At 70.6% G+C, this 13799-nt stretch carries 15 protein-coding genes and 1 pseudogene; 9 read left to right on the plus strand and 7 right to left on the minus strand.

All coding sequences use genetic code 11. The features are described 5' to 3' along the window. Positions 1 to 30: 30 nt before the first annotated feature. Positions 31 to 1026: an NAD-dependent epimerase/dehydratase family protein gene (locus tag Prum_RS29875; RefSeq protein ID WP_173079510.1), complete on the minus strand. Its 996-nt coding sequence runs from the start codon at positions 1024 to 1026 to the stop codon at positions 31 to 33. Between the two features lie 27 nt (positions 1027 to 1053). Between Prum_RS29875 and Prum_RS53935 the strand changes: the two genes are divergently transcribed. From Prum_RS53935 to Prum_RS29890, 4 genes are all read left to right on the plus strand, one after another. Then, positions 1054 to 1428: an aldo/keto reductase gene (locus tag Prum_RS53935; RefSeq protein WP_281369013.1), complete on the plus strand. Its 375-nt coding sequence runs from the start codon at positions 1054 to 1056 to the stop codon at positions 1426 to 1428. Between the two features lie 32 nt (positions 1429 to 1460). Next, on the plus strand, positions 1461 to 1886 hold the full coding sequence (locus Prum_RS53940; RefSeq protein WP_281369132.1) for an aldo/keto reductase: 426 nt from the start codon (positions 1461 to 1463) through the stop codon (positions 1884 to 1886). Between the two features lie 53 nt (positions 1887 to 1939). Then, positions 1940 to 2245 carry a hypothetical protein gene (locus tag Prum_RS29885; RefSeq protein WP_173079511.1) on the plus strand — a complete coding sequence of 102 codons (306 nt, stop codon included), beginning with the start codon at positions 1940 to 1942 and terminating at the stop codon, positions 2243 to 2245. A 64-nt stretch (positions 2246 to 2309) separates the two neighbouring features. Beyond that, positions 2310 to 3281, plus strand: coding sequence for a sigma-70 family RNA polymerase sigma factor (locus tag Prum_RS29890; RefSeq protein WP_173079512.1), 972 nt, complete (start codon positions 2310 to 2312; stop codon positions 3279 to 3281). Here Prum_RS29890 and Prum_RS29895 read toward each other — a convergent pair. Next, the gene (locus Prum_RS29895) at positions 3186 to 3548 is read right to left on the minus strand and encodes an STAS domain-containing protein (RefSeq protein ID WP_173079513.1); all 363 of its coding nucleotides are present in this window, start codon (positions 3546 to 3548) and stop codon (positions 3186 to 3188) included. The two genes, Prum_RS29890 and Prum_RS29895, sit on opposite strands and share 96 nt — an antisense overlap. A 54-nt stretch (positions 3549 to 3602) precedes the next feature. Further along, positions 3603 to 4250 (minus strand): lysoplasmalogenase family protein, encoded by a 648-nt coding sequence (locus tag Prum_RS29900; protein ID WP_173079514.1) that lies wholly within the window; start codon positions 4248 to 4250, stop codon positions 3603 to 3605. 27 nt (positions 4251 to 4277) lie between these two features. Here Prum_RS29900 and Prum_RS29905 point away from each other — a divergent pair, with 27 nt between their 5' ends. After that, positions 4278 to 5321, plus strand: a complete 1044-nt coding sequence (locus Prum_RS29905; protein ID WP_173079515.1) for a winged helix DNA-binding domain-containing protein — start codon at positions 4278 to 4280, stop codon at positions 5319 to 5321. On the opposite strand, the gene tsaA is transcribed toward Prum_RS29905, so the two are convergent. Continuing rightward, positions 5318 to 5731 (minus strand): tRNA (N6-threonylcarbamoyladenosine(37)-N6)-methyltransferase TrmO, encoded by a 414-nt coding sequence (tsaA, locus tag Prum_RS29910; RefSeq protein ID WP_173079516.1) that lies wholly within the window; start codon positions 5729 to 5731, stop codon positions 5318 to 5320. The two genes, Prum_RS29905 and tsaA, sit on opposite strands and share 4 nt — an antisense overlap. Before the next feature lie 161 nt (positions 5732 to 5892). Here tsaA and metG point away from each other — a divergent pair, with 161 nt between their 5' ends. Both metG and Prum_RS29920 read left to right on the plus strand, forming a co-directional pair. Beyond that, on the plus strand, positions 5893 to 7389 hold the full coding sequence (gene metG, locus Prum_RS29915; RefSeq protein WP_173079517.1) for a methionine--tRNA ligase: 1497 nt from the start codon (positions 5893 to 5895) through the stop codon (positions 7387 to 7389). Between the two features lie 64 nt (positions 7390 to 7453). Then, a pseudogene (locus tag Prum_RS29920) lies at positions 7454 to 8668 on the plus strand (RNA polymerase sigma factor); the annotation flags it as partial. Positions 8669 to 9160: 492 nt separating this feature from the next. Here the strand turns inward: Prum_RS29920 and Prum_RS29925 are convergent. Beyond that, on the minus strand, positions 9161 to 10198 hold the full coding sequence (locus tag Prum_RS29925) for a GNAT family N-acetyltransferase (protein ID WP_173079518.1): 1038 nt from the start codon (positions 10196 to 10198) through the stop codon (positions 9161 to 9163). A gap of 24 nt (positions 10199 to 10222) precedes the next feature. Beyond that, positions 10223 to 10492 carry a DUF6343 family protein gene (locus Prum_RS29930; protein ID WP_173079519.1) on the minus strand — a complete coding sequence of 90 codons (270 nt, stop codon included), beginning with the start codon at positions 10490 to 10492 and terminating at the stop codon, positions 10223 to 10225. A 51-nt stretch (positions 10493 to 10543) separates the two neighbouring features. Between Prum_RS29930 and Prum_RS55910 the strand changes: the two genes are divergently transcribed. Together Prum_RS55910 and Prum_RS29940 are read left to right on the plus strand one after the other, a co-directional pair. Next, positions 10544 to 11695: a 3-methyl-L-tyrosine peroxygenase-related protein gene (locus Prum_RS55910; protein ID WP_503826929.1), complete on the plus strand. Its 1152-nt coding sequence runs from the start codon at positions 10544 to 10546 to the stop codon at positions 11693 to 11695. Then, the gene (locus tag Prum_RS29940) at positions 11692 to 12876 is read left to right on the plus strand and encodes a 4-hydroxybenzoate 3-monooxygenase (protein ID WP_173079521.1); all 1185 of its coding nucleotides are present in this window, start codon (positions 11692 to 11694) and stop codon (positions 12874 to 12876) included. Before Prum_RS55910 ends, Prum_RS29940 begins: the two co-directional genes overlap by 4 nt. On the opposite strand, the gene Prum_RS29945 is transcribed toward Prum_RS29940, so the two are convergent. After that, entirely contained in the window at positions 12858 to 13781 is a 924-nt protein-coding gene (locus Prum_RS29945; protein ID WP_173079522.1) for a 50S ribosomal protein L11 methyltransferase, read from the minus strand. The two genes, Prum_RS29940 and Prum_RS29945, sit on opposite strands and share 19 nt — an antisense overlap. Between the last annotated feature and the right edge of the window lie 18 nt (positions 13782 to 13799).

A 13799-nucleotide genomic window follows, 5' to 3' on the forward strand; every position in this document is an offset into this window, starting at 1 on the left:
AGGCAGGCGAGGAAACGACGGCGAGGCGCCCTAGCCCCGCGGCCGGTACGCCTCGACGAGCTTGTCCATCAGCGCGTCGAGCCGGGCGTCGACGACCTGCCGGGACGGGTCCTCGTCGTACCAGCCGACGATCTCGCGGGCGCCCTGGTGGAACGGGATGGTCGCGACCCAGCCCGGCACCAGGCCGCGCACCTTGCTGTTGTCGAACACCAGCGAGTGCGCCTTGTCGCCAAGCAGCCCGGCGCCCCACTCCGGGTCGGCCGCCGCGACCGCGTCCGAGGGCACGTGCACGATGCGCGGCTCGACGCCCGCCGCGTCCGCGAGCGCCCACGCGATCTGGTCCCAGGTCAGCACGTCGTCGGAGGTGATGTGGATGGCCTCGCCGAGGGTGCGTGGGTGGCCGAGCAGCGGCACGAACGCGCGGGCGAAGTCCGCGTGGTGGGTGAGCGTCCAGAGCGAGGTGCCGTCGCCGTGTACGACGATCTCCTTGCCCTGCCGCATCCGGGCCACGGCGGTCCAGCCGCCGTCGAACGGGATGAGCGTCTTGTCGTACGTGTGGGAGGGCCGGATGATCGTGGCCGGGAACCCGCCGTCCCGATACGCGGCGACCAGCAGGTCCTCGCACGCGATCTTGTTGCGGGAGTACTGCCATATCGGGTTGTGCAGCGGGGTCGACTCGACGACCGGCAGCCGGGCCGGCGGCGTCTGGTACGCGGACGCCGAGCTGATGAACACGTACTGCCTGGTGCGGCCGCGGAACACGTCGATGTCGGCCTGGACGTGGTCGGGGGTGAACGCCACCCAGTTGACGACCGCGTCGAATTCGAGGTCGCCGAGGGCGGCCCGGACCGCGGCCGGGTCGCGTACGTCGGCCCGCAGCACGGTCGCCTGCTCCGGGAGCGGGCGGTGGGTGGTGCTGCCCCGGTTCAACACATACAGGTCGATGCCCTGCTCAACGGCCAGCCGCGAGGCGGCCGAGCTGATGATCCCGCTACCGCCGATGAAAAGAATCTTGAGTGGGCGCACGCATCCACCCTAGGCCAGAATCGTGCGATGACTCTTGCTCCGACCATCACCCTCACGCACGGTGCCGAGCTGCCGCGGCTCGGCCTGGGCACCTGGCCCATGGACGACGCGGAGGCCGAGACCGTCATCGCCAGCGCGATCGAGGCCGGCTACCGGCTGGTGGACACCGCGGAGAACTACCGCAACGAGCGGGGCGTCGGGCGCGGGCTCAAGGCGTCGGGCGTACCGCGGGAGGAACTGTTCGTCACGACGAAGTTCAACAAGGAGTGGCACGGGGTCGAACTGGCCGCCGAGGCGTTCGCGCGCAGCGCCGACCGGCTCGGGGTGGACTACGTCGACCTGCTGCTCATCCACTGGCCCAACCCCGGCAGGACCGGTACGTCGAGGCGTGGCAGGGCCTGATCCGGCTGCTGGAGGACGGCCGGGTCCGGGCGATCGGCACCTCGAACTTCAAACCAACCCATCTGGAACGGATCATCGCCGCGACCGGGGTGGCGCCGGACGTCAATCAGATCCAGCTCAGCCCGGTCGTCGCGCGCGAGTCGGCCCGCGCGTACCACGCCGAGCACGGCATCGTGACGCAGTCCTGGTCGCCGATCGGTGGTCAGGGCACCGATGTGCTGCGTGAGCGCGTGGTGGTCGAGCTGGCCGAGCGCTACGGCCGTACGCCGGCGCAGATCGTGCTCCGCTGGCACATGGAGCTGGGCCTGGTCACGGTGCCCAAGTCGAGCAACCTGGAGCGGCTCCGGCAGAATCTCGACATCTTCGACTTCTCGCTGGCGGCGCAGGATGTCGCGGCGATCTCCGCGCTGGACCGGGGTGATGCGGCGGGTGCCGACTCCGACCTCTTTGGACATTGAGGTCAGTCGCATTGACGCGGCGGCCAACTATTAGGAAAGTTTCCTTTATGAAGATGCCTAAGTTGGCCCCGATGTTCGCCGCCATCGTCCTGACCACCGCCGGCCTGGTGGCGGTCACGCCGAGTGGTGCGTGGGCGGTCCCGTCCGACTGCACCATCACCTTCACCGCGCCGCGGGTCGTGCAGAGCTACTGCACGAGCGGTACGGGCGAGCACAAGATCCACATGACCCTGCGGCACTTCCTGCCCGAGGTCGGGTTGATCCCGGTCGAGGGCCAGTGGGCGCCGGTCGGTGGCGTGTCGTCGACCGGGTATCCGCCGCACACCATCGAGAACGTCTGGATCGAGAAGCGGGGGTAAGACCCCGATCGGGGCGTCCCTTCGCGCGGTCGAGGGGACGCCCTGGCTGGGGTAGGTTGAGGCGATGGGGGAGCGAGCGACAAGCGTGGCTGGCGGGCCGGAGCTGCAGTTGGAGGAGTACCGGTCCGAGCTGACCGGCTACTGCTACCGGATGCTCGGCTCGGCGTTCGAAGCGGAAGACGCCGTACAGGAGACGATGGTCCGGGCTTGGCGTAGTTTCGACCGGTTTGAGGGTCGGTCGGCGCTGCGTTCATGGCTGTATCGCATCGCGACCAACGTCTGCATGGACATGCTCGGCAGCGCGCAGCGGCGGGCCCGCCCGATGGACCTGGGCCCGGCGTCGACGCCCCGGTCGCTGCCCGACGCGCCGCTGGCCGAGGAGGTCTGGCTCGGCCCGATCCCGGACAGCCGGGTCCTGCCCGAGCGCAGCGACCCCGCCGAGGTCGTGGTCGCGCGCGACTCGATCCGCCTGGCGTTCGTCGCCGCGCTGCAGCACCTCGCGCCGCGGCAGCGGGCGGTGCTGATCCTGCGCGAGGTGCTGGCCTGGTCGGCGAGCGAGACCGCCGAGCTGCTCGGGACCACCGTCGCCTCGGTCAACAGCGCGCTGCAGCGGGCCCGCGCGACGCTGGCCACCGCGGATGTCGCCGCCGACACGTTCAAGCCGATGGACGAGGAGCAGGACGAGCTGCTGACTCGCTACGTCAAGGCGTTCGAGAGCTACGACATGGCCGCGCTGGCCTCGCTCCTGCACGAGGACGCGACGCTGTCCATGCCGCCGCTGTCGCTGTGGCTGCGCGGCTACGACGACATCCGCGAGTGGATGCTCGGCACCGGCAGCGGTTGTCGCGGCTCCCGGCTGGTCCCGACCGTGGCCAACGGCCTGCCGGCCTTCGGCCAGTACCGGACCACCGGGCCGTGGGCGATCATCGTCCTGGAGATCTCAGCCGGCCGGATCCGCGGGGTCAACACGTTCCTCGACGTCGACCGGCTCTTCCCGCTCTTCGGCCTGCCACTCACCGTCGAGGGCCAGGGGTAGCACTTCGCTCAGGCCGGTGATCGCCAGCAGGGCGCGGAGCCGGCCGCCGGCGCCGTACAGGCGGATGCCGCAGCCGTGCCGCCGGGCCATGAGCTGCAGCCGGGCGAGCACCTCCAGCGTGCTCGCGTCCGGTGCGGTGATGGCCGCGACGTCGCAGATCACCACGTCCGCGGGGCGGTCGCGCAAGAGCGCGACAAGCCTTTCGGACAGCACGGGTACGTCGGCGCGACCGACCCCCGGGCCCACGACGAAGACAGGTCCGCTCACGCTGGTGTAGACCGGCCCGGTAGCCGAAAGTCATCGGACGGTTGCCGATGAGTTTCAGCGCATGCCGCGCCGCACGTGTGGCCAGCCGGTGACCACTAGGGCCTGGCCCAGCATGTACGTGAGCATCACCCAATACGGCTGGCCGGGGATGTCCGCCGCCTCGGCCAGCCGTACGCCGATGAGGGCGTCGGAAAGCAACAACAGCGCGCCGCCGGCGCCGATCCGGGCGCCCAGCGTCGCGGCGGTCGACGCCAGGAAAGCCATCATCGCGGCGTAAAACGCCATCGGAATGGCCAGCCCCTGGTCGCTCAACCCGGGCCAGAGCCAGACCAGCATCGCGATCACGAAGGCGGCGTATCCACAGAGGACGGTCAGCCGGAGCCGGGAAAGCGCACCCGCCCGCACGAACGCGACCGCGTAGCCGCCGTACCCGATGAAGAAGCACACCATGCCGGCGATCAGCGGGGCGGTCCCGCCGTACTCCAGCACGATGTCGCCGAGCCACGCCCAGCCGAGCGCCCAGAGCAGCAGCCGGCTCGGTGTCTCGCCGCGCGACCGGGCAGCCAGCGCCGCGTACAGCGCCAGCAGCGGCATCAGCAGCGCCTTGGTCACCCACTGGACGGCGTCAGCATCGACGCCGATGGCGACCAGATGCGCCATCCCCACCACGGCATACGCCATAAGCGCGCCCACGGAAGTCATTGTCGCACCTCCGGGGTAGGGTGGCGCATGACCGACATCGGAATGCTGCGGCTCGCCGCGCAGCGGATCGCCGGTCCCGGGATGGCCGGTCCTGGCGACGCCGTGCGGTGGCTGACCGCCGCACAGGCCCAGGATCACGGCGGCGCCCTCGCGTCGGTCGCCCTGCGCACCACGTCCGGCAGCCGCGCGGCGGTCCAGGCCGCGCTCGACGCGGGCGAGATCGTCAAGTCCTGGCCGATGCGCGGGACACTCCACCTCGTCGCGGCCGAGGACCTCCCGTGGCTTGTGCACCTCGCGGCGCCTCGCGTCGTCGCCACGACCACCGCTCGCCGCGCGGAGCTCGGCCTCGATACCAAAACAATCGAGTACGCCGACCAACTCGCCCGGGACGCGTTGAGGGGAGGCATCGTGCTGTCGCGTAACGAGCTCCTCGCCGCCTGGGATGCCGCCGGTGTGTCCACAGTGGGCCAACGCGGCTACAGCCTGCTGCGGCATCTGGCCATGACCGGGGTGCTGTGCCTGGGCCCCGGCGACCAGCAGGTGGTGCTCGTGGAGGAGTGGATCCCGCAGCCGCGCGTCCTGGACCGTGAAGAGGCGCTCGGCGAGCTGGCCCTGCGCTACTTCCGCAGCCACGGTCCGGCCACCGGCAAAGACTTCACCCGCTGGGCCCATCTGGTCGCCGCCGACGTGCGCGCCGGGCTCGCCATCGCCCGTCCCGACCTCGCCAGCGTGACGGTGGACGGCGTCGAATACCTCATGGACCCGCGGACACCCGAGGCGCTCGCCGGTTGCCTGCGCCGGGCCCGAGGCGTGTTCCTGCTGCCCGGGTTCGACGAGTTCATCCTCGGCTACGCCGACCGGGGTGCAGTCGTGCCCGCCGAGTACGCCGCCCGGATCGTGCCCGGCGGCAACGGCGTATTCCAGCCCACCGTCGTCAGCGCCGGCCGGGTCGTCGGCACCTGGAAGCACGCCGGCCGTGGCGCGCGGCAGACGGTGGCTGCGACGCCGTTCGAGTCGTTCACCGACGCGGTCGCCACGGCCATCCCGCGGGCGTACGCGGCGCTGCCCTAGCGCTCCGCCACGCCGCCGAGCACCGGCTTGACGTCCACAATGGGCGTGCCGTCGAGGGCCTCCAGGTTGCGTACCCGCACGCGCAGTCCGTCGATCCCGACGATGGTCACCCGATGCAGCCCGATCGGGTTCGGCCGGGCCGGCGAGCGGGTGCTGAAGACACCGGTCTCCGGCCGCTTGGTGTCGCCCCGCGGGTGGACGGCCAGCACGTCCCGGCTGGCCCGGTCGAGCCAGGTCAGCACCAGCACGTCCGTCCCGACGGCCAGGTCACCCAGCGCCCGCGCCACCTCCGGCGCGAAGACCAGCCACGCGTCCGGCGCCCCCTCGTCGCCCTGCTTGGGCGCCATGGCCGCGTCCGTCAGGGACGACTCCACCCACCCGACCGGCCGTATTGCGTACTCATCGCTCACGGGGCCAGGTTATGCTGAGTGGCGTGACTGTGACGTCAGCTCAGGTGATGGTGCCCCGCTAGCGGGGCGCTTCACGCTGGACGCACGACGTCGACGAGGCCCCGGACGCGGGGCCTTTGTCATGTGTGCGAGGCCCCGGTCCACTCCCCAGGGAGGCACCGATGACCGGTTCCGCATCCACCTTCTACATGACCACCACCATCGCGTACGTCAACGCGCGCCCGCACGTCGGCTTCGCGCTGGAGCTGGTGCAGGCCGACGTGCTCGCCCGGCACCGCCGAAAGCGCGGGCACGACGTGCGTTTCCTGTCCGGCACCGACGACAACTCGCTCAAGAACGTCCTGGCCGCCGCGGCCGAGGGTCTGTCCACTCAGGAACTGGTGGACCGCAACGCGGGCGCCTTCGAAGCCCTGCGCGGGCCGCTGGCGCTGTCGTTCGACGACTTCATCCGCACCAGTCGCGATCCCCGGCACCGGCCCGGCGTGGAGCGGTTCTGGCAGGCATGTGCGGCCTCCGGCGACCTCTACCGCAAGCACTACGAGGGTTTGTACTGCGTGGGCTGCGAGCTCTTCTACACGCCGGCCGAACTGGTGGACGGCCGCTGCCCCGAGCACGGCACCGAGCCGCAGCACGTCGCCGAGGAGAACTGGTTCTTCCGCCTCTCCCGCTACCAGGACCGGCTGCTGGACCTGATCGGCAGCGGGCGCCTGCGCATCGAGCCGGCCGCACGCCGCAACGAGGTCCTCGCGTTCATCGCCGCCGGGCTGGACGACTTCAGCATCTCCCGGTCGCACACCCGTGCCCGCGGTTGGGGGATCCCCGTCCCCGGCGACCCGGACCAGGTCATCTACGTGTGGTGGGACGCGCTGGGCAACTACATCACCGCGCTGGACTACGGTCACGACGGGCCGGATTACGCGCGCTGGTGGGTACGCGGCGACGAGCGCGTCCACCTGGTCGGAAAGGGGGTTCTGCGATTTCATGCGGTGTATTGGCCGGCGATGCTGCTGTCCGCAGGCGAGCCGGTGCCCACCGATGTATTGGTGCACGACTACCTGACGGCGGACGGTAAGAAGATCAGCAAGTCCTCGGGCACCGCCGTGGATCCGGTGTCCCTGGTGGAGCGGTACGGCACGGACGCGCTGCGCTGGTGGTTGCTGCGCGAGGTGCCGCGCGTGGGTGACGCGGACTTCACAGTGGACAAGCTGGTCGCCCGCGCCAACCGGGACCTGGCCAACGACCTGGGCAACCTGGTCAACCGGGTAGTGAGCATGGTGCACCGTTACCGCGGTGGCCGGCTCCCCGCGTACCCCCGAAGCGAGAATGACCCGCTCGTGACCGCGTGCCGCGCGGCCCCGGCGGAGGTGGCCGCGGCGCTCGCGGCCTTCGATTTTCGCCGCGCGACGGCGGCCGCGTGGCGCGTGGTCGAGGAGGCCAACCGGTACGTCGAGCGGGTGCGGCCGTGGCAGCTCGCGAAGGAGGATGACGGCGCGGGACTGGATGCCGCCCTGGGCGTGCTGGCCGACGCGTGCCGGGTGGCGGCCGAGGAGTTGGCGCCGTTCGTGCCGGAGACGGCGGCGCGGGTGGCCGCGCAGTGCACACCGTCGGAGGGGCTGTTGCCGGAGCCGTGGCCGCTCTTTCCGCGATTGGACGCCTGAGACTGTCCATCCGGGTCGGTTCCGTTCGTCGTAAGGGCAAGGCTGACCGAAATGAGGACGCTGTGGAGGGGTAGCGGCCGCCGTCGCGAAGGCATTCGAGCAGGAGTGGGGGCGGGTTGTCGCCACCCTGATCCGGATGACCGGCGACTGGGACCTGGCCGAGGAGTGCGCGCAGGACGCGTTCGCGCAGGCGCTGGAGCGCTGGCCGCGCGACGGCGTCCCGCGCCGCCCCGGTGCGTGGCTCACGACCACGGCACGCAACCGGGCCCTGGACCGGCTGCGCCGCAGGGCCACCGAGGCGGCCAAGCTCCAGGAGGTGGCGGTGCTGTCGTACGAGGATCCTGGATCCAATATTCCTGATGATCGATTGCGTCTCATCTTCACGTGCTGCCACCCGGCGCTGTCGATGGAGGCCCGCGTCGCGCTGACCCTGCGTACGCTCACCGGCCTGACCACCGCCGAGATCGCGCGGGCGTTCCTGGTGCCCGAGCCGACCATGGCCAAGCGCCTCGTCCGGGCCAAAAACAAGATCCGCAACGCCGGCATCCCCTACCGGGTCCCACCCGACCACCTGCTCCCGGAGCGGACCCCGGCGGTGCTGGCCGTGCTGTACCTGCTCTTCAACGAGGGCTACGCGGCCACCGCCGGCGCCGACCTGGTGCGCGAGGGACTGTGCGCCGAGGCGATCCGGCTCGCCCGTACGCTGACCACCCTCATGCCCGACGAGCCGGAGGCGGTCGGCCTGCTCGCGCTGATGCTCCTCCACGACGCGCGCCGCGACACCCGAGTCGACAGCGCCGGCGACCTGGTGACCCTGCCCGACCAGGACCGCACCCGCTGGGACCGCGCCAAGATCGACGAGGGTGTCGCGCTCCTGCAAACCGCGCTGCGCAGGGGGCGCGCCGGGACGTACCAGATCCAAGCAGCGATCGCGGCCTGCCACGCCACCGCCACGGAAGCCGACGCGACCGACTGGCCTCAGATCGCCGACCTGTACGGGCGGCTGGCCAAGATCGTGCCGTCGGCCGTGGTGCAGCTGAACCGCGCGGTCGCGGTCGCCATGGCCGACGGCCCAGCGGCAGGGCTGGCACTGGTCGACACGCTCGCCGCATCCGGGGCACTGGCCGACTACTACCTCCTGCCCGCCACCCGCGCCGACCTCCTCCGCCGCCTCGACCGTCCAACGGACGCGGCCGCCGCCTACCGCGAAGCCCTCGCCCTGGCCCCCACCGACGCCGAACGCCGCTACCTAACCCGCCGCCTATCCACCCTCCCTTGACCCCTCCCGCCCTTCCCGCCCCTCTCTCCGCCCTCGCCGCGCCCTGTGTCCGCGCCCATTCCCGCCCTCTCCCGCCTTCTCCCGCCCTCTCCGCGTGGATCAAGGACTTTCCCGTCGACCAAGGGCATACGGCCGTGGTTTGATCTCCTTTCCACGACCATTTGCCCTTGATCGACGGGAAAGTCCTTGATCGACGGCCCGCGCCGGCCGTCCCGTGGGTCGCGCCATGGCTGGAGCATGTCCCGCCCCTCCGCCCCTCCGCCCCTGCGGTTGGCCCAGCTCGCACCTGAGAAGGGGGGCCTACTTGGGCGATGCCGCGTGAGGAGGGCGCCCCTGTACGTGCCTGGAGCGGCATAAGGGACCCCTTCTCACGCGCGAGCACCCAACAGGGGCGCCCTACTGGGGCCAGCGCCGTGCCAGCGCCGGGTAGCACCCAGCGAGACCCGCCCGCCTCGCCCACCGCTGCCACACGCCCCTGGACCTGCACTCCGATCAAGGACTTTTGCGTCGATCAAGGGCAAACGGTCGTGGAAAAGAGATCAAACCACGGCCATATGCCCTTGATCGACGCAAGAGAGGGGCGGCAAGAGAGGGGCGGCAAAAGAGGGGCGGAGCGAGGGAGGGGAGGGAGAGAGGGCTAAGGGCGGGGTGGTGGTAGCCGTGGGTCTCGTGGCGTTTGGTGAAGCCGATCGAGTCGTATAGGCGGCGGGCTCCGATGTTGTCCGTGTTGTGGTTCACCGTCACGAGGGTCATGCCCGCCGCCCGCATCCGCTCCATGGCGTGCAGCATCGCGGCCCGCGCCAGCCCGCGTCGCCGGAAGTCCGCGTGGGTCCCCACGGGCTCGAAGTGCCCGATCCTGTTGCGGGCGTCGACCCAGTACACGGTGAACGCGGCGATCCGACCGTCTGGCGCCTCGACGACGATTTCGCGGTCCGGGTCGTAGCCGGGCTTGGTCATGACGGCCGCGCGGTACTGCTCGCCGGTCCAGTCGGCGTCGAACGAGGAGTTGCGTGCCGCCGCGAGCTGGTCCGCGTCGTCCAGCCGCGCGCTGCGTACGAGGAAGCCGTCCGGCACCGACGGCGGGGCGATGGCGTCGGGGAGGACGCACTCGTTGGCGTCGTCCCAGGTGCGGAAGCGCTCGAAGCCGAGCCGTTCGAGCTGGGCGATCCGGGTGGTGTCACAGTCGAAGACGTCGGTGAGGACGTACTCGTCGGTCGTCTGGCGGGCCGTCGCCTCGTACGCGAACCGCAGCATAGACAGCTCTGCCGGGGTGCCGCGCAGCGCCGGGGCGGTGACGACGTCGAACGCGGACCCGAAGCGCATCGTGATGGCGAGCCCGGCGATGTCCACACCGTCTTCCCAGAGCCAGACCAACTCCGACCCGCCGCCGCGGAGGTTCTCGTAGATGCGGTGCGGCAGCTCGCCGATGTGGTCGTATCCGCACCGTCCGGCCTCGGCGATCCAGCCGGCCACCGTCTCCTGCAGGGGCACCAGGTCGGCGTCGCGGTAGGCGCGCATCAACAACGGCACGCACACAAGATAGGCCAGGGACCGCTACTCGAAGAGCGAGTACCGGTGTCCCGGGTCCTGGCGCCGGCGGATGCGCCGGCGCCGGAGCACGATCACGAGGTCGACCGCGGAGGCGACCACCACCGCGACGGCGATGAGCGCGAGCAGCGGCTGGTCCGCGCGCGTCATCAGCACCGCGAGCGCGGTGCCGGCCACCAAGCCGAACGACGCCATGATCAGGCGGAGGTTCAGCGCGCTGTACGCGTGACCGACCGTCCCGCGCCGGTCGCGGGGCTGGCCTGCCTGATGTGTCATGCCGTACGGGTACCCGGCTTACTCAACGCTCAATCACCGGACATTTGATCAATGATTTGGGACGAAAAACGCGCGACCTGGGAAAATGTAAAGATCCTTGATCAGGGATTGACATATATAAGCCGGCTCAACCAGAATCTTCATGGGCTGCAGCGTGGCGGTCTTCAAACAGATTGTTGCGGCCACAAAAAACCCTGTCAGAAAGGCGGGGTCTCCGTGCCTGACGATACCCTGTACCTGCCTTACCCTGCGCTTTTACCGACTACCCGGGCCCAGATCGCCGACGTTACACGACATCTCTCTTACGCTGGCGCCATCGATACCCTGTTTGACCAGGACCTATTACAAAGCGTTTGTCACGTCGCCGAGTCACCTATTAAGGATGACCCTGATCACGCAGAGCACGACCGTTATTTTCGGGTCGTCCGGATGCAAGGGCGGACGGTCGACGCCTTTGTGAGAGGGCTTCTCGCGTCGCATTCCTCGGTGCACGAAAACGGCATGCGGATGGGCGTCACGCTGCTCAACTCGGTCGAGTGGCGGGAGATGTTCGCCGGGCTGGACGCGCTCCTGCGGTACGCCGCCGGCGACCGCCTCAAGGAGGGCGCGCCGGTCTCGGTGACACGCGCGCCCCGGTACGTCCCCGACGGGTACGACCCGGAGCGGCGCTGGCTGATCGGGCACCAACTGTTCTTCGCGCTCGTCCAGGGCGTGATCGTCGGCATCAACTGCTACCTCGAGCGGCGTGAGGATCCGGACGCCGACGCCGCGATCCGGGTCGCGACCGCGTTCATGCGCAGTTCCGCCTCGGCGATCAAGTTCACGTCGGACTTCGGCCCGGTCGACTACGAGGCGCGGATCCGGACGGCCATGGCGCCGCCGAGCGTGCGGGCCGGCTTCAGCGGCCTGCAGACCCGCGACCACGCCCACCTCGTCGGCCTCTTTGGACGGGTGCGGGCGGCCGCGGCCGAGGTGGGTCCCGGGCCGGCGGGCGACGCCTTCGAGGAGTTCGTCGAGGCCACCGTGACCGCGTACGAGGCGCACAAGTTCATCTGCGCCCGCTTCGGCGGCGAGGTGTTGCCCAGCCTGCGGATGGCGGCCGCCTCCCGGGGGCGCACCACGCAGTCCGGCGTGTCCGCCCTGCGCCAGCTCATGCGATCCCGGCTATTCGCTCTCGGCAAAGGCGGAGGTGACTCCACATGACACACACCCAGGTCGGCATCGTCGGTGCGGGGCCGGCGGGGATGCTGGTGGCCGTGCTGCTGCGGCGCGCCGGCGTCGACTGTGTCGTGGTCGAGCAGCGCGACCGGGAGTACGTCGAGCAGCGGTCCCGCGGCGGGACGGTGGAGCACCGGGTGGTCGACCTGTTGCGCCGGCACGACCTCGCGGGCGGGCTGCTGCGTACCGGCGCGGTCGAGGACCGCATCGAGTTCCGGATGGCCGGCCGGCGCTACCCGCTGCGGTACGACCCGATCGCGCAGGGGCGCACGCACTACATCTATCCGCAGCAGTTCCTGGTGCGCGACCTGGTCGAGGCGTACCTCGCGGACGGCGGCGAGCTGCGCTTCGAGACGCCGGCGCGGGCCGTCACCGGCATCGCCGGCGACAGCCCGCGGATCGAGGTGGAGAGCGCCGCCGGCGGCTCGGAGGTCATCGAGTGCGACGTGGTCGTCGGCACCGACGGCGAGTACGGCGTCGCGCGCCGGACCATCCCGCCGGCGGCGCTGGACTGCTACGAGCATCAGTACGAGTACGCGTGGCTGGCCGTGCTCGCCCAGGCCCCGCCGTCGAGCGACTGCGTCATCAACTCGATCCACGAGTCCGGTTCGTGCGTGCACGTACGGCGTACCCCTGAGATCAGCCGCTTCTACCTGCAGTGCCCGCGCGACGACACGACGGCGAGCTGGCCCGACGAGCGCATCTGGAAAGAGGTGCGGCAGCGGCTGGCACTGGACGAGCCGTGGACCCTCCACGAGGGACCGATCCTGTCCACCGGCATGGTGCGCATGCGCAGCCTGGTCTGCGCGCCGATGCGGCACGGGTCGCTCTTCCTGGCCGGCGACGCCGCGCACGTCGTGCCGCCCGTGGGTGGCAAGGGCTTCAACGTCGCGCTTGCCGACGCCGAGGAGCTGGCGCTGGGCCTGATCGAGCGGTTCACCGCGGCGGACGAGCGGCGGCTCGACGCGTACTCGGACACGCGGCTGCAACGCATCTGGCGGATCCAGGAGTTCGTGCACTGGATGATGGACCTGGTCAACACGCCGGGCCTGGGCACGCCGGCCGCGCCGTTCCTGCACCGGGTGCAGATGGCGCGGCTGGAGCGGGTGCTGGCGTCCGAGGCGTACGGCGCCGCGTTTCTGGAGGACTACATCGGCTGGTGGTGAGAGCGGAGCACGTTCGTCGCCCGCCACTCGTCGTCCGCGTCCAGGACCACCTCGTCGCCGGCCGCCACCGTGCGCGCGGTCGCAAGTGGACTGAACGACTCCGTCGTCCACACCGGCTGGCCGTCGCAGATCAGCTCCTGCGTCCAGATCACGCCGCTGAGCCGTCCCGGAGTGGCTATCCGCAGCCGCACCTGGGGCGGGAAGCCGGTGAACGCGGGCGCGCCGTAGTCGAACGTGACGAAGTCGTGGTTGTCGGTCAGCAGCCGCACGTCTTCGCGGGGAAAGCGCAGTGACGCCATCGTCGTGGGCGACCGCCACTGGGGCAGTACGGCGCTCGCCGGCCGGCTGCCGGCCCGGGCCACCGTCTGCTTCGCCGCGTCGACCAAGGGCTGGAAGTCCAGGCCGTACACGCTGTGCAGGATGCCCGCCGACTCCTGCAGGTCGGACAGCTCGGTGAACAGGTCCCAGTCGAGGCGGTCGCACCCCGCGACGCGGTAGCGCACGCGGTTGGGCAGGACCGTGCAGTCGCTGGTGCCGAACCGGTCCCGCACCTCGTAGACCAGGCGGGCTCGGTCCTCGTCGATCAGCGGGTTGTTGACGTGGATGAACGCCAGCAGCACGTCGAACTTGCGGCTCAGGTCGACGCCGGGTAGCTCCAGCCCGGCCAGGTCGGCCTCGACCACCGTCATCCGGTCGGCGAAGCCGTTGTGTGCGGCCAGCGCGCGGGCCACGTCCACGTGGTGGCGGTCGATGCCGACGACCTCGCCGGCACCCGCGGCAAGGGCCACAAAGGACAGCAAGCCACTGCCGGTGCCCGCGTCGAGCACCCGGGCGCCGGGCCGGATGGCCGCGCTCACCGCGCGCCGGACGTTGTGGCCGCGATCGATGCTCAACAGCAGTCGCATGTGCAGGTCTACGGTGAA

It is taken from the genome of Phytohabitans rumicis (assembly GCF_011764445.1).
Lineage (GTDB): Bacteria > Actinomycetota > Actinomycetes > Mycobacteriales > Micromonosporaceae > Phytohabitans > Phytohabitans rumicis.

Coding starts and splice junctions, on each gene's coding strand:
- Prum_RS53935 (WP_281369013.1), top strand. CDS start 1,054: ATGACTCTTGCTCCGACCATCACCCTCACGCACGGTGCCGAGCTGCCG.
- Prum_RS29885 (WP_173079511.1), top strand. CDS start 1,940: ATGCCTAAGTTGGCCCCGATGTTCGCCGCCATCGTCCTGACCACCGCC.
- Prum_RS29890 (WP_173079512.1), top strand. CDS start 2,310: ATGGGGGAGCGAGCGACAAGCGTGGCTGGCGGGCCGGAGCTGCAGTTG.
- Prum_RS29900 (WP_173079514.1), bottom strand. CDS start 4,250: ATGACTTCCGTGGGCGCGCTTATGGCGTATGCCGTGGTGGGGATGGCG.
- Prum_RS29905 (WP_173079515.1), top strand. CDS start 4,278: ATGACCGACATCGGAATGCTGCGGCTCGCCGCGCAGCGGATCGCCGGT.
- metG (WP_173079517.1), top strand. CDS start 5,893: ATGACCGGTTCCGCATCCACCTTCTACATGACCACCACCATCGCGTAC.
- Prum_RS29930 (WP_173079519.1), bottom strand. CDS start 10,492: ATGACACATCAGGCAGGCCAGCCCCGCGACCGGCGCGGGACGGTCGGT.
- Prum_RS55910 (WP_503826929.1), top strand. CDS start 10,544: ATGATTTGGGACGAAAAACGCGCGACCTGGGAAAATGTAAAGATCCTT.
- Prum_RS29940 (WP_173079521.1), top strand. CDS start 11,692: ATGACACACACCCAGGTCGGCATCGTCGGTGCGGGGCCGGCGGGGATG.
- Prum_RS29945 (WP_173079522.1), bottom strand. CDS start 13,781: ATGCGACTGCTGTTGAGCATCGATCGCGGCCACAACGTCCGGCGCGCG.